Raw genomic sequence first — 17,206 nt, 5'->3', positions numbered from 1 at the left:
CTCCTGTTAAAACTTATAGCCACGGTGCAGCGCTACAATACCCGCCGTCAGGTTGTAGTAGTTTACGTTTTCCATTCCGGCATCTTCCATCATCGCTTTCAGGGTCTCCTGGTCGGGATGCATACGGATAGATTCGGCCAGATAACGGTAGCTTTCCGCATCATTGGCGACCATTTGACCGATACGCGGCAACACGTGAAATGAGTAAGCATCATAGGCTTTACTAAGCGGATCGATAATCGGCTTCGAAAATTCCAGCACCAGTAAACGTCCGCCCGGCTTAAGTACGCGGTACATGGAACGCAGCGCTTTTTCTTTGTCGGTAACGTTACGCAGCCCAAAAGAGATAGTGATGCAGTCGAAGGTATTATCCGGGAACGGCAGCGCCTCGGCATTAGCCTGAACGTACTCAACGTTACCGACGATGCCCAAATTGCGCAGTTTTTCACGCCCCATTTTCAGCATTGAGTCATTAATGTCGGCCAGCACTACCCGGCCAGTCTCACCGACGAGGCGAGAGAATTTTGCCGTCAGGTCGCCTGTTCCCCCTGCCAGATCCAGCACGGTTTGGCCGCGACGTACGCCACTGCAATCAATGGTGTAGCGCTTCCACAGACGATGAATGCCGAATGACATCAGATCGTTCATGACATCATATTTTGCAGCTACCGAATGGAATACATGCGCCACCATGTCAGCTTTCTGTGCGCTGGCGACAGTCTGAAAACCAAAATGCGTCGTATCCTGAGAATTCTCGTCCATCTTAAGGCCTGCTTATCAAGAAATTGTTCGTAAAGTGTAACAGATCGAGGGCATTTCCCCTATGACTCAACCACCACGAGGAAAGGAGTTTAGCGCATGGATCGCGGCGTTTCTGTCGGGCACTGGCTCTCATCATTGGCCTCTGCTCCTGAGCGTAGTCGAAACTCCTCATCCTGCGCGGTTGCCTGCTCGGTTAAATCCGGATTTATCTCGCGCTTAATCTCGACGCCAAGCGCACGAAAAGCCTCTGCCTGCGCCAGCACGTTGCCGCGTCCCGATGTCAGTTTTTTCATGGCCTGACGGTAGTTATCCTGCGCTTTATCAAGACTCTGGCCGATGGACGACATGTCGTCCACAAACAGGCGCATTTTGTCATACAGGCGGCTGGCACGATCGGCGATGTGCTGTGCGTTGCGGCTTTGATGCTCATAACGCCACAGATTTGCAATGGTGCGTAGCGCCACCAGTAATGTAGTCGGGCTGACTAACATAATATTATTTTTCAGCGCTTCGGTGATAAGTTCCGGCTGCCGGTCAATGGCGAGTAAAAATGCCGGTTCAACGGGGATGAACATCAGCACATAGTCAAGACTGCGCAGCCCCGGAAGCTGCTGATAATCTTTGCGACTGAGCAGACGAATATGGTTGCGAACGGAGGCAATATGCTCCTGAAGCGCGGCTTCACGGGTATAGTCTTCTTCAGCATTGAAATAGCGCTCATAAGCTACCAGGGTCATTTTGGCATCAACCACGACATCTTTGCCTTGCGGCAGGCGAACAATCACGTCAGGCTGCATACGCGAGCGGGTGTCGGTTTCGATACTCACCTGCGTTTCATATTCATGACCGTTGCGCAGCCCGGAAGCTTCCAGCACGCGGGTCAGCACTACCTCACCCCAGTTCCCCTGCGCTTTGTTATCGCCCTTTAATGCACGCGTTAGATTCAGCGCTTCCTGCGCCATTTGTGCATTAAGCTGCTGGAGATTACGAATTTCATGCGCCAGCGTATGTCTTTCCCGCGCTTCCTGACCAAAGCTGTCCTGCACCTGACGACGAAAGCCGTCGAGCTGATCGCGCAGCGGCGTGAGCAACCCGTGCAGGCTTTGCCGGTTTTGCTCGTCTACGCGCCGGTTGCTGTGTTCGAAGATGCGATTTGCCAGATTTTCAAACTGTTCACTGAGCCGTTGCTCGCTGTTGATCATTTGGCGGGTTTTATCCTGCGAGGCCTCAAGACGCGTGGTGACCTCGCGCAAATCAGCCTCCATTGAGGTATTAATTTCCCGCAGGCTGCGCAGTTCATTATTCAGCAGGTCGCACTCATCGCGCCAGTGACTGTGCTGGGCAATCTGCTGTTTTGCCGCACTTAGTTCGCCAAAAATATCGCGCTGTTCAGCGAGGATATCGGCCTGCTGCTGCGCGGCGCGGTAGCTTGCTGCCAGCCAGCCGACGACGATCCCCGCCAGCATGAGTAGCACGCTGATAATGATTGCGCTGTCCATTTACCCTCCCGCATGATTCATTCCTCATGCAAAATACGGGCTTGCTGTATAAACGTCCAGCCTAAACGGTTTTTCTGCGAGGCTTTACGCAAAAAGAAAGGGCCGAACGTGTCGGCCCCTGGTAAAACAAAAGAAAATTTAGAGAAGGCGACGGGCGGCTTCAACCACAATTTTCACCGCGTGGCTTTCGGTTTGTTTCATGGTTTCAGCGTTCGGAATTTCCTGCTGGGTACGATTAACAATCACACCGGCAACCATTCCCGCGCGCAGGCCCTGGCTGGAGCACATGGTCAGCAGGGTCGCAGATTCCATTTCATAGTTCATGACGCCCATGGACTGCCACTCTTCCATAGAGCCTTTGAAACGGCTAACGACACGTCCGGAAAGGGTATCGTAGCGCTCCTGACCTGGATAGAAGGTGTCAGAAGACGCGGTAACACCAATGTGCGTTGTCGCACCAATCGATTTTGCAGCCTCGACCAGGGCAGTGGTACATGCGAAGTCGGCAACAGCCGGGTATTCCATTGGCGCGAAGTGCAGGCTGGCACCGTCCAGACGGACAGACGCGGTAGTGACCAGAACATCACCCACATTAATGTGGGGCTGGATAGCACCGGTCGTGCCTATACGCAGGAAGGTACGAATACCGAGCTGCGCCAGCTCTTCAACGGCGATAGAGGTAGAAGGTCCGCCAATACCGGTAGAACAAATAATGATGGCTTTACCGTCAAGTTCAGCACGCCAGGAGGTAAATTCGCGATGCGATGCCAGTTTAACCGGCTTATCCATCAGCGCGGCGATTTTTTCCACACGCTCAGGATCGCCCGGGACGATAGCCAGCGTAGCCCCTTGTAGATCGTTTTTGGTGAGGCCGAGATGAAAAACATCAGACTTGGACATAAAAAGACTCCTCTGTGGGTCGGTTTGTCAGAAGAAGCAAAAAGGTACTCTACAGAAGTGACCGGAATAATTTCGTGACCCGAGTCACTCATGAGAAATCTTGTTGCAGTTTATTTCTACGCAATAGTGACATGCATCACACTAATGTACCGAAATAGCGTAACCATCAACATGATGAATTGTCCTTTAACGCGGAAAATTACAGATGCGGGGTCTATAGTTAACACTGCGCTAATACTGGGTACGGAGAATGCCATGACTACAGATCGCCAGCCGGGTTTTGCCCCTGCCGCCTCACCCCATGCTTCCACTCTTGTTCGCACGCCCGAAGAGGCAATTGCGACGGGTGACACGACGATCCCGACGCAGGGCGAAAATATGCCCGCTTATTATGCTCAACCTAAGGACGCAAAAGAGCCGCTTCCTGTCATTATCGTAGTGCAGGAAATTTTCGGCGTACATGAGCATATTCGCGATTTATGTCGTCGCCTTGCGCTGGAAGGTTATCTGGCGATTGCCCCGGAACTCTATTTTCGTCAGGGCGATCCCAACGCGTATAACGATATCCCGACGCTGTTTAAAGAGCTGGTATCCCACGTCCCGGATGCGCAGGTGATGGCAGATTTGGATCATGTCGCAAACTGGGCAGCACGCAACGGCGGCGACGCTCATCGGTTGGGCACTACCGGTTTTTGCTGGGGTGGAAGGATCGCCTGGCTGTATGCCGCACATAACCCACAGCTGAAAGCTGCGGTGGCCTGGTATGGCAAAGTGACTGGCGATAAGACGTTAACCTCGCCTGTCCATCCTGTTGATGTCGCCCATAACTTAAGCGCCCCGGTGCTCGGCCTTTACGGCGCGCAGGATGAAAGCATTCCTCAGGAAACCCTCGAAAACATGCGCCAGGCACTGAATGCGGCGAATGCGACGGGAGAAATTATTGTCTATCCGCAGGCCGGGCACGCGTTCAATGCCGACTATCGTTCGAGTTATCATGAGGCGTCGGCTACTGATGGCTGGCAGAGAATGCTGGCGTGGTTTACCCGCTACCTCGATAAATAAGAAAACGCCAGCCCACAGGCTGGCGTCTGTTTTTTATTGTGCCTGACGCAAATTCTGCGCGGCTTTCACCATATTCGCCAGCGCGCTTCGGGTTTCTGGCCAGCCGCGGGTTTTCAGGCCGCAGTCCGGGTTAACCCACAGGCGCCCGGCAGGAATACGCCGGGCGGCTTTTTCCAGCAGCGCTTCAATCCACTCCACACTCGGCACATTCGGCGAGTGAATATCGTAGACCCCCGGCCCGATTTCATTCGGATAGTCGAATTCTTCGAAAGACTCCAGCAGCTCCATGTCTGAACGCGAGGTTTCGATGGTAATGACATCGGCATCCAGTGCGGCAATAGAATCCATGATGTCGTTAAACTCGCAATAACACATATGCGTATGGATCTGAGTGTCGTCCTGCGCGACGGCGGCATTAATGCGGAAGGCTTCAACACCCCATTGCAGATAAGCATCCCAGTCGCTGCGCTTGAGCGGCAAACCTTCGCGCAGTGCAGGCTCGTCAATCTGAATGATGCCAATACCTGCCGCTTCCAGATCGGCAACCTCATCACGCAATGCCAGCGCGATTTGTTTGGCGATGGTTTCGCGGCTGACATCTTCACGCGGGAAGGACCAGCAGAGGATCGTTACCGGACCGGTTAACATGCCCTTGACGGGTTTATCAGTCAGAGACTGGGCGTACTTCGCCCATTCAACGGTGATCGCTTGCGGACGGCTGATGTCGCCAATAACCACCGGCGGCTTCACGCAGCGGGAGCCATAGCTCTGTACCCAGCCGTTTTGGGTAAAAATAAACCCGTCCAGATGTTCGCCGAAATACTCCACCATGTCGTTACGCTCGGCCTCGCCGTGGACCAGCACATCCAGCCCCAGACGCTCCTGCTCGACAATCGCCTGTTTAATATGCTCAGCAATGCCCGTACGGTAGTGGCTGGCGTCGAGGTTGCCTTTTTTGAAGTCCAGACGCAGGCCGCGAATTTCCGTGGTCTGCGGGAATGACCCTATAGTGGTGGTCGGCCAGGCGGGCAGATTAAACCGCGCACGCTGGGCTTCAGCACGCACCGTGTAGGCGCTGGCACGCTGGCTGTCCTGAGCAGTAATGCCAGCCAGACGCGTCTGTACCGCCGCGTTATGTACGCGGCCAGAGTGACGGCGAGCCTGAATCGGTGCGCTCCATGCGTCAATCGCGGTGGTGTCGCGACGGTTCAACGCATCGCGCAGCAGGGCTAACTCCTCGCATTTTTGCAGCGCAAAGGCGAACCAGCTTTTTACTTCTTCATCCAGGCGAGTCTCAACGCTCAGATCGATGGGGCTGTGCAGCAGCGAGCAGGAAGACGCCACCCACAGCTCGCGCTTATCTGCGATGTCTTTAATCTGCGCATATTTTTCCGTGAGATCCGCCCGCCAGACGTTACGACCATTGATAAGGCCAGCAGACAATAACCAGTCGGACGGTAAACGCGCATGCAGTTCAGCGACATCATCCTTACCGTGTACCAGATCGACATGCAGGCCCTGGACCGGCAGTGCAGAAATGGTATTAAGATTGGCAGAGATACCTTCAAAATAGGTGGTTAACAGCAATTTGACCTGACCGTTGAGCGCGTCATAAGCTGGTTTAAACGCATCCAGCCATTCCTGAGGCAGCTCCAGCACCAGCGCAGGCTCATCAATCTGCACCCATTCAATACCGCGACTGGCCAGTTCTGCCAGCACCTGCTGATAGACCGGGAGAATGTCGTTTAGGAGGCTCAGACGATCAAACTGCTCGCCTTTGACTTTACCCAGCCACAGGTAAGTGACTGGCCCCAGCAACACTGGTTTTACCTTATGGCCCAGCGCCAGCGCTTCATCGACCTCGTCCAGCAGCTGTGTCCAGGTCAGCTTGAACTGCTGACCCTTAACGAACTCTGGCACCATGTAGTGGTAGTTGGTGTTAAACCATTTGGTCATTTCGGCAGCCGCAGCGGGTTCACCTGTCGGCGCACGTCCTCGACCAATGCGGAACAGCGTATCGATATCGACCGACCCGTCTTTGTTCTGATGACGAGCCGGTACGTTGCCAAGTAGCAGGCTGGTGGTCAGAACATGGTCGTACCAGGCGAAATCCCCTACTGGAAGCACATCCACGCCCGCTGCTTTTTGCTGCTCCCAGTGGCGGGCACGCAGTTCACGGCCCACCGCCAGCAGATCGTCACGCGAACTGTTACCTGCCCAGTAGCTCTCCTGCGCTTTTTTTAGCTCACGGCGCAGGCCGATACGGGGAAAACCGAGGGTGTGATTTAAAATTGTCATGATATGCCCCTTATGGAATTTTTAGTATTTAGCCGTCCAGATGTTTACACATCCATAATGTGAAGGTACTGTATATTGCTCAAGCGCAATTTATTCATGCTGAAGTGAAGGACTTTCATGATCGAGATTAAACATCTGAAAACGCTACAAGCGTTGCGAAGCTGCGGATCGCTGGCTGCGGCAGCAGCCACGTTGCATCAGACCCAGTCAGCTCTCTCGCACCAGTTCAGCGATCTGGAACAGCGCCTTGGCTTTCGCTTATTTGTCCGTAAAAGCCAGCCGTTACGCTTCACGCCGCAGGGCGAGGTATTATTGCAACTGGCCAATCAAATTCTGCCGCAAATCAGCCGGGCGCTGCAGGCGTGTAATGAGCCGCAGCAAACCACGTTGCGGATCGCTATTGAATGCCATAGCTGTATTCAATGGTTAACCCCGGCGCTTGAAAATTTTCGCGCGAAATGGCCGCAGGTGGAGATGGATTTTAAATCCGGCGTGACGTTTGATCCGCAGCCCGCGCTACAGCAAAGCGAACTGGATCTGGTGATGACCTCTGACATTCTGCCGCGCAGCGGTCTGCATTATTCGCCAATGTTTGATTTTGAGGTGCGTCTGGTACTGGCTCCGGATCATCCGCTGGCAGCAAAAGCCCGCATCACACCGGAAGATTTAGCCTGCGAAACCCTGCTGATTTATCCGGTACAGCGCAGCCGACTCGACGTCTGGCGACATTTCCTGCAACCCGCAGGTATTAGTCCGCAGTTAAAAAGCGTGGATAATACATTGCTGCTGATTCAGATGGTGGCAGCCCGGATGGGTGTGGCCGCGCTGCCGCACTGGGTGGTGGAGAGTTTTGAACGCCAGGGTCTGGTGGCGACCAGGACCCTGGGCGAGGGATTATGGAGCCGGCTGTACGCCGCCGTGCGCGACGGCGAACAGCGCCAGCCGGTAGTCGAGGCGTTTATTCGCTCGGCGCGGAATCATGCCTGCGATCATCTGCCGTTTGTCCGGAGCGCGGAGCGACCCAGCAGCGATGCACCCACAGTGAAATCAGGATCACAACCGCACCCGTAATAAACGTCGGCCAGTGCGGTTGTTGATGCCAGATGGCCAGATTGACCAGCAGTCCCGCCGGGACATGCATATTGTTCATGATGCCCAGGGTGCCGGCATCCACCTGCGTTGCGCCGACGTTCCACATAAAATAGCCAATCCCCGAGGCCACAACCCCAAGGAAGACCAGAATGCTCCATTGCAGCGGAGTTTCCGGCATTTTCTGGGCATTCCCCAGTAGCGACCATCCCACTATCGCCACCAGAAGCGCGCCCACGTAAAACCAGGCGAAGGCGTTATGCTGTGGCATCGGCCGGGTTTCCATCAGGCGCTTATATCCCACCATGCCGATAGCAAAACTGATGTTGGAAAGCTGTACCAGCAGCAGCCCGGTCCAGAAATGATCGGTAACCTGGTTATAACGAATAATCCCTGCGCCAATCACTGCCAGCAGCGCGCTAAACAGGTAACCCCAGCGTAAAGGGCGTTTACTCATCAGATCGTAAATCAGCGTGATATACAGCGGCGTCAGCACGGTAAACAGCAGCAGTTCAGAAACGGTCAGATACAGGTAAGCCCGGAAGCTTAACATGTACATAATGCCTAACTGCATCGCGCCAACCAGCATATACAGGCCAAGTGTTTTTGCACTGTGTCCGCGGGTGCGCAGAAACGGCAGGAATACCAGTGCAGCCAGCCCGACACGGACCAGCACCGCGAAATAGCTGTCTACATGCCCGGCAACATACTCGCCAAACAGGCTGAAAGAGAAAGCCCACAAAATAGTGGTGATAATAAGAAGCGCCACAATGAATGTCTCACAGAGTAAAGATCACCCATTGTAGCGAAGAGAGAGGTTGACAACTGACTAATAAATAATCACTTGAGATAAAGCTGGCGTAAATATACCGGCACGGCGTTATCGGCGTTGGTGCCAATCACTTCCAGCTTAGGGTACATATCTTTCAGGCGCTGGTGCGCATTAGACATAATGCAACCTTTGCCCGCCATGCTGAGCATCTCCGCATCATTCATGCCATCACCAAACGCAATACAATCCTGTAACCCGTATCCCATTGCGCCAGCAACGGCCTCCAGCGCATGTCCTTTCGATACGCCGCCCGCCATCACTTCCAGACAGGTCAGCGTGGAGAAACTCACGTTCACCCGATCGCCCCAGCGGGCATTAATGGCCTGCTCAAGCGGCAAAAGCTGTTCATGATCGGGGCTGGTGAAAAACACCTTGCTGATCCCTTGCGGCTCCAGCAGCCCCGGCTCATACAGCGTATAGTTGAAGATTGCTTCTTTAAAAAACCGCATCTCTTCGGGACGATGGCGATTCATAAACCACTCATCATCGCGATAAACGTTGGTCACGATATCCGGATTGGTATGCACCACGCCGAAAAGATCGGCAGCAATATCGCTGTCCAGATTATGCGTAAAAACCAGATTACCGTCAGTATCATGCACCCGCGCACCGTTTGAGGTGATCATATACGCTTTAATTTCAAGGGCGTCGCGAATTTGCCCGACATCAATATGGTGGCGACCGGTGGCAAAAACAAAGTTAACGCCCTGCGCAGTCAGCAGCTTTAGCGTTTCTTTAGCAAAAGGAGACAAACGGTGGTCGGGAGAGAGTAGCGTACCATCTAAATCGGATGCAACAACCTGATACATAAGAAAATTCAACCTCTGGTCAGTAAAGGAGTAATCAATGGTGTCGATCGAAAAAGTCGACGATGGCATGTAGCGCGACTGAGCGCATGGCGTCCTTTTCAAACAGGATCTCATGATATGCGCCTTCTATGACAAGCGGTTTACCTCCCTCGCAAGGATGGCCCGCCGCGGCGCGAATAGTACAGAAACGGTCGTGAACGCGATTATCGACAACGCGCTCTTCTTCCGCCTGAAGCAGCAGCATCGGAGTGGCGTCATCACCTGCGCCAGCCAGGACCTGCTCACCCGCCAGAATGCCTTCCCGTACCCAGTGATGAGTAGGTCCACCCATGCGTAATTTTGGCTCATCCGCATAAAAACGCAGGTTGCGCCGGTAGCGTGCGCGACTGTGGGTTAGTACGTTAACGCTAAACGGCAGCGCGTGCCAGCGCCCGGTTCCCAGCGCGTAGCTCTCCCGAAAACGCTGATGGCCCTCAGCCCAGTCGAGGATCTGCCGTACCATCCAGTCCGGCAGATGAATGATAATACCGAACATCGGCGCGCATAGCGCAATAGCGTCACAGGCGCCCGGCGTACGCTGTAAAAATAGTGTAGCAATAGTCCCGCCCATCGAGTGCGCCAGAATATAACGCTTACGCCAGGGGCCTGGCTGGACTTCCTGCTCCCAGAATGCGGCAAAATCGTCAACGTAGTCGCTAAAATTAACCACATGGCCGCGATGCGTATCCGATAGCATACGGCCTGAATGCCCTTGCCCCCGATGGTCGATGATGAGCACATCAAATCCCATGTGGAACAGGTCATAGGCCAGTTCTGCATATTTCACGTAGCTTTCGATTCGGCCCGGACAAACCACGATAACGCGGTCATTTTCCGGCGCATGAAAACGCACAAAGCGAACCGGGATGTTATCTACACCGGTAAATTCCGCCTCCTCCCGTTGCCGCCAGAAATCAGTTAGCGGCCCCATAGAAAAAGCCGCAAACGCGTTTTCTCTCGTTTCCCAGTTCCTTTTTTGCCGAAACATCGGGTTTCCACCCCTGCTCACCGTGTAAAATCGTTTTTTATATGATTCATCGCACAACGCGACGACACCAGGTTATTGTGGCATAAAAATAAACACGCAGGGAATTTCTCATGACTTTCGAATGGTGGTTTGCCTATCTGCTAACATCAATAATTCTTAGCCTTTCACCGGGCTCTGGCGCCATCAATACTATGACCACCGCCATCAGTCATGGCTATCGCGGTGCCGCGGCCTCGATTGCCGGTTTACAAACCGGGCTGGGTATTCATATTGTGCTGGTAGGCGTAGGTCTCGGGACGCTATTTTCACGTTCTCTGCTGGCGTTTGAGATCCTGAAATGGGCAGGTGCCGCGTATCTTATCTGGCTCGGCATTCAACAGTGGCGTACGGCAGGCTCGCTGGATCTTAATACACTCGCACAATCGCAATCGCGCGGACGACTGTTTAAACGGGCGGTCTTCGTCAATCTGACCAATCCCAAGAGCATTGTTTTCCTGGCCGCACTGTTTCCCCAGTTTATTATGCCCGCGCAGCCGCAGATTGCGCAGTATGTGGTGCTTGGCGTCACCACTGTTGTCGTCGATATCATTGTGATGATTGGTTACGCCACCCTGGCAAAGCACATCGCTGCGTGGATCAAGGGACCAAAGCAGATGAAGGCCATGAATCGGGTATTCGGTTCGCTGTTTATGATGATAGGCGCGCTGCTGGCTTCAGCCCGCCACGCCTGAAGAGAGCGCGCATTTTCCATTAATATGTTGCCGCGAGTCGCATAACGTTGCGGGATACATCGCAAGCGGTGAAAGACATTTTCTTTCCGCGTAGCCGACCTGCCTGACCAGTGCCAGAATGCCGTCCAGGATCGTTATACAGGGACGGCACAACATGGCAAAAGCCACTACACCGCATGATGCGGTTTTCAAAACCTTTCTCTCACAGGTTGAAACAGCGCGAGATTTTATCCAGTTACACCTACCTGCGAAGTTACTTAGCCTTTGCGACCTTAGTACATTGCAGCTGGAGTCCAGTAGCTTTGTCGAAGATGATTTACGCCAGTATTACAGCGATATTCTCTATTCGCTGACGACCGCTGACGGCCAGGGCTATATACATATAGTAATTGAGCATCAAAGTTCGCCCGACAAGCATATGGCGTTTCGCCTGATACGTTATGCCATCGCGGCCATGCAGCGCCACCTGGAGGCAGGGCATACCCGATTACCGCTGGTTATTCCTGTTTTGTTTTACCAGGGTGAACGCAGTCCTTATCCATACTCAATGAACTGGCTTGATGATTTTCACGACCCAATGATTGCCCGACATGTGTACGGTGGTGCATTTCCGCTGGTAGATATTACCGTTATCCCTGACGATGACATCATGCTTCACCGCAGCATGGCGGCATTAACGCTGGTGCAAAAGCATATTCGCCGGCGTGACATGCTCCGTCTGCTGGACCTGCTTGCTGAGCTTTTGATGATGGAGCAGATGAGCAGACAACAAATAATGGCGCTGGTAAACTACATGATGCTTGCAGGAGAAAAAAAGAGTATTCAACCGTTATTATACGAACTGGCACAGCGGGTGCCGAAACATGGAGAGACACTGATGACCATGGCAGAAGAATTGCTTCAGGAGGGCATCCAGCAGGGTAAGCGTAACACCCTTCTGGAGGTGGCAAAATCCATGCTAGAGCATGGTATGAATAAAGCCACGATCGTGGAAATCACCGGCCTGTCACAGGACGAACTGCAGCAGCTTGAACAGTAAAAATGACCCACCCGATAAATGCCGGGTGGGCCGGTTGTTAGCGCGAAATAATCAGGTGAATACCGAAGCCTGCAAACAACACGCCGGCAAACCCATCAATCCATTTCGCCAGACGCTGATAGCCGCGACGCATAGTCGGTAGCGCAAACAGACTGGCAACCAGCGTAAACCACGCCAGCGTTTCAATGGCGATTAACACAAAAATGCCCCAGCGCTCAGGCGCGCCTACACTGTCGCTAACAAAAAGCGAGAAAACGGAGCCGAAGTAAATAATCGCTTTGGGATTGGCCAGATTGGTCATTAATCCTTTGAGGAAACTGCGCCCGCTTGCCGCCAGTTCAACCTTCGGCGCTGGCGCATCGACGGCGTCTTTTTTCAACGCGCCGCGCAGCATCTGATAGCCCATCCAGCAAAGATACAGACCACCACCCACCATAATAATGTTATGCAGCCAGGCCATTTTTTCGAGGATCAGATGCAGGCCCAACAGGGCGACGCCTGCCCACACCATGACGCCACAGGTAATACCCAATACGCCCATCATGGCTTCTTTACGGGAGCGGCTGACAGCCGTTTGGGAGACAAAGAAAAAGTCAGGGCCGGGGCTCATCAGGGCAATAAAATGCACAAAAGCCACGGTGAGGAATAACATCAACATGATTAACTCACGAGGAAATGGTTAGTGAGCTATCATCCTGCCACTTTTTGAGTCGGCTGACTACTCATCGTCATCACCATCCACGTGCGAGCGGATGAGCGCCATAAACTCTTTACCAAAACGCTCCAGTTTACGTACGCCAACGCCGTTGACGCTGAGCATTTCGCTGGGTGAAAGCGGCATCTGCTCGGCCATTTCGATAAGCGTTGCGTCGTTAAAGACCACGTAAGGCGGAATATTTTCTTCGTCAGCGATGGCCTTACGCAACTTACGCAGCTTGGCAAATAACTTGCGATCGTAATTGCCTACTGCCGCTTTCTGCATCACGCGCGGTTTCAGGGCGATAACACGCGGCACGGCGAGCATAAGCGGCTCACCGCGCAATATGGGACGCGCGGCATCCGTTAATTGCAGGGCAGAGTGCTGGGCGATGTTTTGCGTCACCATGCCAAGGTGAATAAGCTGGCGGATCACGCTGACCCAGTGTTCGTGGCTTTTGTCGCGTCCCATGCCATAGACTTTTAGTTTATCGTGATCGAATTCGCGGATGCGCTGATTATTCGCGCCGCGGATCACCTCTACCACATAGCCCATTCCAAAACGCTGGTTAACGCGCCCGACGGTTGAAAGCGCCACCTGAGCATCGTTAGAACCGTCGTACTGTTTCGGCGGGTCGAGACAAATATCGCAGTTGCCGCACGCAGCCTGACGACCTTCACCGAAATAATTGAGCAATACCAGACGACGGCAGGTTTGTGCCTCGGCGAACGCGCCCATTGCGTTCAGTTTATGGCGTTCAATATCCTGAAGTTGTCCGGCAGGCTTCTCTTCCAGACAGCGGCGCAGCCAGGCCATGTCTGCCGGATCGTAAAATAACATCGCTTCCGCTGGCAGTCCGTCACGTCCGGCGCGTCCGGTCTCCTGATAGTAGGATTCAATATTACGCGGGATGTCGAAATGCACGACAAAACGCACGTTGGGTTTATTAATACCCATACCGAAGGCCACGGTCGCTACCACGATTTGCAAATCATCGCGCTGGAATTTCTCCTGCACCTCAGCACGCACGGTGTGTTCCAGCCCGGCGTGATACGCTGCGGCACTAAAACCACGGCTTTGCAGACGCGCGGCGGTGTCCTCTACTTTTGCCCGGCTGTTACAGTAGATAATACCGCACTTGCCGCGCTGCTCCTGGGCATAGCGCAGCAGCTGATCGAGAGGCTTGAACTTTTCCATCAGCATGTAACGAATATTCGGGCGGTCGAAGCTGCTGATTTGAATGAGCGGATCGTTAAGCCCCAGCAGTCTGACAATATCCAGCCGGGTAGTATCGTCCGCTGTTGCGGTTAATGCCATAAACGGCAGCGCAGGAAAACGCTGGCGAAGATGGCCGAGGAGGGCATATTCCGGGCGGAAATCATGGCCCCACTGGGAAATACAGTGCGCTTCATCGACGGCGAGCATCACCGGATTCCAGTGCCCGAGATGATCAAGAAAGTTATCCAGCATCAGGCGTTCTGGTGCAATATAGAGCAAACGAATTTCGCCGTTTCGACAGCCCGCCATCACCTGCTGTTGCTGCTCGCGCGTTTGCGTTGAATTCAAACAGGCGGCTGATACCCCGTTTGCCAGTAGCTGATCGACCTGGTCTTTCATCAGCGAAATCAGTGGAGAGACCACCACGGTCAGCCCGTCGAGCAGAAGAGCAGGGATCTGATAGCACAGCGATTTACCGCCGCCCGTAGGCATAACAACCAGACAATCGCGTCCCGCCAGCGCCGTATGAATAATCTCTTCCTGGCCGGGGCGAAACTGCTGATAGCCAAAGGTTTCCCGTAAAACCTGTTTAGCCAGCGACTCCTGATTCAATACTTCCGCCTGCGCCACATCGACTCCAACCGCCTAAAATAAAAACAGGCGCTATTTTCAGCGCCTGAGAGGGAAACTGCAATGCCTGACACACAATCATTCGAGGCTGTTTCCGGTTTTTTGTAAATTCGCCTGCAAAATCAATATGTCGCCAGGCAATAATTACAGTGAATTAAAAGAGGTCGTTAAGCATTACGCCCACGCCGACCCGCGTTTGATTAAAGTTATAATCAATGAGCGACTCACCGTAGCCGCTGTACACCTGAGTATAAAGGCGTACATGCTTGCTTACCGGGTAGCTTACGCCCAGCTCTGCGCCACCATAGCCGGTATTCCAGTTATATTGACCTTTCGCACTCAGGATGGCATCACCTATCTCATACCCAAGTTTAAGCTGATAATACCCCATATACTTTGTGATATCCGGATTGTCATCCGTACTGCCTATGACGTACCAGGGTTTAACTTCAACCAGCCAGTTACCATTCTGCGCCATTAAACGGGTATAAGCGCGATTCCAGCTGCGTGATGTTGGATCGGAGCGACCATTGGAGTCATGGTTAAACCCGACTTCTACGTCACGTAATGACCAGTCGCCGAGGCGATAATCGGTGGCGAAACCGAGAAAGAGTTGCGGCTCGTAGTTTGTCTCGCGAAAAGGCGAAGACTCACCGCTATTTGATAGCTGCCACCAGGATTTTTGCGTATAGGATGCGCCCAGCACCGAATTCGGCCCAAGAATGCCGCGCCAGAACGGGAATGCCAGACTAAGCTGGAATTTCACTTCATCTTTACGCGCATTATCGGCCCAGTTATAGGTGTTGATTGCTTCTTTATTAAGGTCGCTGGTCCATGTGTAAAGCACATAGTTTGAGTCATACGGATACAGCGTGAAAGGATTATCGTGCTCCTGCAAAAGGTTAGCGATGACACTGCCCCGCACCGCAGGCGCATCGTGAACCTTTTTAACAGTGGCCTCCTGCGCGCAGACAAAAAAGGGCGCTAGCGCCGCGAACGCGGTCAACCGGGCCAAAGACTTACGCTTCAATTGAGTGCTCCTGAATAAAATTATTATGCTTGCCTGTAACTCACTAACATCCATTCTACCTATTTCTCATTTTTATGCCTATCAAAGCTGATTCCGAGCTGCCACCCAACAAGTTACAATCATAAAATCAACATATGATTAACAATCAGGAAATGGCTTCGCTATGTCATCTGCACTTACTGCTGAAGAGACGCTTCGTCTGGTCGGCGAAATCTTCGTCTACCATATGCCTTTCAATCGCGCCCTTGGGCTGGAGCTGGATCGCTATGAGAAAGCGTTCGCTCAGGTCAGTTTCAATAACCAGCCGATGATGGTGGGAAACTGGGCGCAAAGTATTCTGCACGGCGGTGTTATTGCCTCGGCGCTGGACGTGGCTGCCGGCCTGGTCTGTGTCGGCAGTACGCTTACCCGCCATGACACGATTAGCGAAGAAGAGCTACGTCAGCGCCTTTCGCGGATGGGTACCATCGATCTGCGCGTCGATTACCTTCGTCCGGGGCGCGGAAATCGCTTTACCGCAACCAGCTCATTGCTGCGAGCCGGGAATAAAGTCGCTGTCGCCCGGGTGGAATTACACAATGAAGAGCAGGTCTATATCGCCAGCGCAACTGCCACTTATATGGTGGGTTGAAGGCGTGAATTCGGGTAGACTGGTTTAACTTTTTTGTAACGAGTTTTTCTGATGGATGCTAAACAAACGCGACAGGGCGTGTTGCTCGCGCTGGCCGCTTATTTTATCTGGGGCATTGCCCCCGCCTATTTCAAGTTGATTTACTATGTTCCCGCCAATGAAATTCTGACCCACCGTGTCATCTGGTCATTCTTTTTCATGCTGGCCCTGATCAGCATTAGCCGGCAGTGGCCCCAGGTCAAAAAATTGCTGGCAACGCCGAAGAAAATCTTTCTGCTGGCGCTTTCCGCGGTGCTGATAGGCGGTAACTGGCTGCTGTTTATCTGGGCGGTGAATAATCATCATATGCTTGAAGCCAGCCTCGGCTATTTTATTAATCCGCTGGTCAATATCGTGCTGGGCATGATTTTTCTCGGCGAGCGTTTTCGCCGGATGCAGTGGATGGCAGTTATCCTCGCAGCCTGCGGCGTGCTGGTACAACTCTGGACATTCGGCTCCCTGCCGCTGATCGCCCTGGGGCTGGCGTTTAGCTTTGCCTTCTATGGCCTGGTGCGTAAGAAAATTGCCGTCGATGCGCAAACCGGTATGCTGGTTGAAACGTTATGGCTGCTGCCGGTAGCGGCAATCTGGCTGTTCGGTATTGCCGACAGCGCAACAAGCCATATGGGGCAGAACCCATGGTCACTGAATCTGCTGCTGATTGCCGCAGGCGTGGTCACCACTATCCCTCTGCTGTGCTTTACCGGTGCGGCGACGCGTCTGCGTCTCTCCACGCTGGGATTTTTCCAGTACATTGGCCCGACGTTGATGTTCCTGCTGGCCGTCGTATTTTATGACGAGCATCCGGGGGCAGACAAAATGGTGACCTTTGCCTTTATCTGGGTGGCGCTGGCGGTGTTTGTGATGGATGCGATATATACGCAGCGCAGAACGCGCAGGATAAGATAACGTA

At 53.2% G+C, this 17,206-nt stretch carries 16 protein-coding genes; 6 read left to right on the top strand and 10 right to left on the bottom strand.

What is annotated here, in order from left to right; all coding sequences use genetic code 11:
* Nucleotides 1-6 precede the first annotated feature (6 nt).
* The 3 genes from ubiE to udp form a co-directional block, all read right to left on the bottom strand.
* On the bottom strand, nucleotides 7-762 hold the full coding sequence (gene ubiE, locus AC791_RS05785) for a bifunctional demethylmenaquinone methyltransferase/2-methoxy-6-polyprenyl-1,4-benzoquinol methylase UbiE (RefSeq protein ID WP_049839547.1): 756 nt from the start codon (nucleotides 760-762) through the stop codon (nucleotides 7-9).
* A gap of 89 nt (nucleotides 763-851) precedes the next feature.
* The gene (gene rmuC, locus AC791_RS05780) at nucleotides 852-2,261 is read right to left on the bottom strand and encodes a DNA recombination protein RmuC (protein WP_049839546.1); all 1,410 of its coding nucleotides are present in this window, start codon (nucleotides 2,259-2,261) and stop codon (nucleotides 852-854) included.
* A 138-nt stretch (nucleotides 2,262-2,399) separates the two neighbouring features.
* The gene (udp, locus tag AC791_RS05775; protein ID WP_049839545.1) at nucleotides 2,400-3,161 is read right to left on the bottom strand and encodes a uridine phosphorylase; all 762 of its coding nucleotides are present in this window, start codon (nucleotides 3,159-3,161) and stop codon (nucleotides 2,400-2,402) included.
* 255 nt (nucleotides 3,162-3,416) lie between these two features.
* On the opposite strand from udp, the gene AC791_RS05770 reads away from it, so the two are divergent.
* Nucleotides 3,417-4,223, top strand: a complete 807-nt coding sequence (locus AC791_RS05770) for a dienelactone hydrolase family protein (protein ID WP_049839544.1) — start codon at nucleotides 3,417-3,419, stop codon at nucleotides 4,221-4,223.
* Nucleotides 4,224-4,256: 33 nt separating this feature from the next.
* Here AC791_RS05770 and metE read toward each other — a convergent pair whose 3' ends face one another.
* Nucleotides 4,257-6,521 carry a 5-methyltetrahydropteroyltriglutamate--homocysteine S-methyltransferase gene (gene metE / locus AC791_RS05765; RefSeq protein WP_049839543.1) on the bottom strand — a complete coding sequence of 755 codons (2,265 nt, stop codon included), beginning with the start codon at nucleotides 6,519-6,521 and terminating at the stop codon, nucleotides 4,257-4,259.
* 117 nt (nucleotides 6,522-6,638) lie between these two features.
* On the opposite strand from metE, the gene metR reads away from it, so the two are divergent.
* The gene (gene metR / locus AC791_RS05760) at nucleotides 6,639-7,592 is read left to right on the top strand and encodes an HTH-type transcriptional regulator MetR (protein ID WP_049839542.1); all 954 of its coding nucleotides are present in this window, start codon (nucleotides 6,639-6,641) and stop codon (nucleotides 7,590-7,592) included.
* On the opposite strand, the gene AC791_RS05755 is transcribed toward metR, so the two are convergent.
* The 3 genes from AC791_RS05755 to pldB all read right to left on the bottom strand — a co-directional run bounded on the left by AC791_RS05755 (nucleotide 7,480) and on the right by pldB (nucleotide 10,278).
* Entirely contained in the window at nucleotides 7,480-8,379 is a 900-nt protein-coding gene (locus tag AC791_RS05755; RefSeq protein ID WP_049839541.1) for a carboxylate/amino acid/amine transporter, read from the bottom strand. The genes metR and AC791_RS05755 overlap by 113 nt on opposite strands.
* A 71-nt stretch (nucleotides 8,380-8,450) precedes the next feature.
* Nucleotides 8,451-9,251, bottom strand: a complete 801-nt coding sequence (yigL, locus tag AC791_RS05750; protein ID WP_049839540.1) for a sugar/pyridoxal phosphate phosphatase YigL — start codon at nucleotides 9,249-9,251, stop codon at nucleotides 8,451-8,453.
* Nucleotides 9,252-9,285: 34 nt separating this feature from the next.
* Complete coding sequence (gene pldB / locus AC791_RS05745; protein WP_049839539.1) at nucleotides 9,286-10,278, bottom strand: lysophospholipase L2; 993 nt, start codon at nucleotides 10,276-10,278, stop codon at nucleotides 9,286-9,288.
* A gap of 110 nt (nucleotides 10,279-10,388) precedes the next feature.
* Here pldB and rhtB point away from each other — a divergent pair, with 110 nt between their 5' ends.
* Both rhtB and AC791_RS05735 read left to right on the top strand, forming a co-directional pair.
* On the top strand, nucleotides 10,389-11,009 hold the full coding sequence (gene rhtB / locus AC791_RS05740; protein ID WP_049839538.1) for a homoserine/homoserine lactone efflux protein: 621 nt from the start codon (nucleotides 10,389-10,391) through the stop codon (nucleotides 11,007-11,009).
* A gap of 154 nt (nucleotides 11,010-11,163) precedes the next feature.
* On the top strand, nucleotides 11,164-12,048 hold the full coding sequence (locus AC791_RS05735; protein ID WP_049839537.1) for an Rpn family recombination-promoting nuclease/putative transposase: 885 nt from the start codon (nucleotides 11,164-11,166) through the stop codon (nucleotides 12,046-12,048).
* 37 nt (nucleotides 12,049-12,085) lie between these two features.
* Here AC791_RS05735 and rhtC read toward each other — a convergent pair whose 3' ends face one another.
* From rhtC to pldA, 3 genes are all read right to left on the bottom strand, one after another.
* Nucleotides 12,086-12,706: a threonine export protein RhtC gene (gene rhtC / locus AC791_RS05730; RefSeq protein WP_049839536.1), complete on the bottom strand. Its 621-nt coding sequence runs from the start codon at nucleotides 12,704-12,706 to the stop codon at nucleotides 12,086-12,088.
* Between the two features lie 60 nt (nucleotides 12,707-12,766).
* A complete protein-coding gene (gene recQ / locus AC791_RS05725; RefSeq protein WP_049839535.1) occupies nucleotides 12,767-14,593 on the bottom strand; it encodes an ATP-dependent DNA helicase RecQ in 1,827 nt (608 codons plus the stop codon).
* Nucleotides 14,594-14,747: 154 nt separating this feature from the next.
* The gene (gene pldA, locus AC791_RS05720; protein WP_049839564.1) at nucleotides 14,748-15,608 is read right to left on the bottom strand and encodes a phospholipase A; all 861 of its coding nucleotides are present in this window, start codon (nucleotides 15,606-15,608) and stop codon (nucleotides 14,748-14,750) included.
* A 178-nt stretch (nucleotides 15,609-15,786) separates the two neighbouring features.
* On the opposite strand from pldA, the gene yigI reads away from it, so the two are divergent.
* Nucleotides 15,787-16,254: an acyl-CoA thioesterase YigI gene (gene yigI / locus AC791_RS05715; protein ID WP_049839534.1), complete on the top strand. Its 468-nt coding sequence runs from the start codon at nucleotides 15,787-15,789 to the stop codon at nucleotides 16,252-16,254.
* Between the two features lie 51 nt (nucleotides 16,255-16,305).
* The gene (rarD, locus tag AC791_RS05710; RefSeq protein ID WP_049839533.1) at nucleotides 16,306-17,202 is read left to right on the top strand and encodes an EamA family transporter RarD; all 897 of its coding nucleotides are present in this window, start codon (nucleotides 16,306-16,308) and stop codon (nucleotides 17,200-17,202) included.
* Nucleotides 17,203-17,206: the final 4 nt, after the last annotated feature.

Source organism: Klebsiella sp. RIT-PI-d, assembly GCF_001187865.1.
Classification (GTDB): Bacteria; Pseudomonadota; Gammaproteobacteria; order Enterobacterales; family Enterobacteriaceae; genus Superficieibacter.
The sequence above is the reverse complement of the archived record's forward strand: the minus strand, read 5'-3'. Positions and strand labels throughout refer to the sequence as shown.

Coding starts and splice junctions, on each gene's coding strand:
- ubiE (WP_049839547.1), bottom strand. CDS start 762: ATGGACGAGAATTCTCAGGATACGACGCATTTTGGTTTTCAGACTGTC.
- rmuC (WP_049839546.1), bottom strand. CDS start 2,261: ATGGACAGCGCAATCATTATCAGCGTGCTACTCATGCTGGCGGGGATC.
- udp (WP_049839545.1), bottom strand. CDS start 3,161: ATGTCCAAGTCTGATGTTTTTCATCTCGGCCTCACCAAAAACGATCTA.
- AC791_RS05770 (WP_049839544.1), top strand. CDS start 3,417: ATGACTACAGATCGCCAGCCGGGTTTTGCCCCTGCCGCCTCACCCCAT.
- metE (WP_049839543.1), bottom strand. CDS start 6,521: ATGACAATTTTAAATCACACCCTCGGTTTTCCCCGTATCGGCCTGCGC.
- metR (WP_049839542.1), top strand. CDS start 6,639: ATGATCGAGATTAAACATCTGAAAACGCTACAAGCGTTGCGAAGCTGC.
- yigL (WP_049839540.1), bottom strand. CDS start 9,251: ATGTATCAGGTTGTTGCATCCGATTTAGATGGTACGCTACTCTCTCCC.
- pldB (WP_049839539.1), bottom strand. CDS start 10,278: ATGTTTCGGCAAAAAAGGAACTGGGAAACGAGAGAAAACGCGTTTGCG.
- rhtB (WP_049839538.1), top strand. CDS start 10,389: ATGACTTTCGAATGGTGGTTTGCCTATCTGCTAACATCAATAATTCTT.
- AC791_RS05735 (WP_049839537.1), top strand. CDS start 11,164: ATGGCAAAAGCCACTACACCGCATGATGCGGTTTTCAAAACCTTTCTC.
- rhtC (WP_049839536.1), bottom strand. CDS start 12,706: ATGTTGATGTTATTCCTCACCGTGGCTTTTGTGCATTTTATTGCCCTG.
- yigI (WP_049839534.1), top strand. CDS start 15,787: ATGTCATCTGCACTTACTGCTGAAGAGACGCTTCGTCTGGTCGGCGAA.
- rarD (WP_049839533.1), top strand. CDS start 16,306: ATGGATGCTAAACAAACGCGACAGGGCGTGTTGCTCGCGCTGGCCGCT.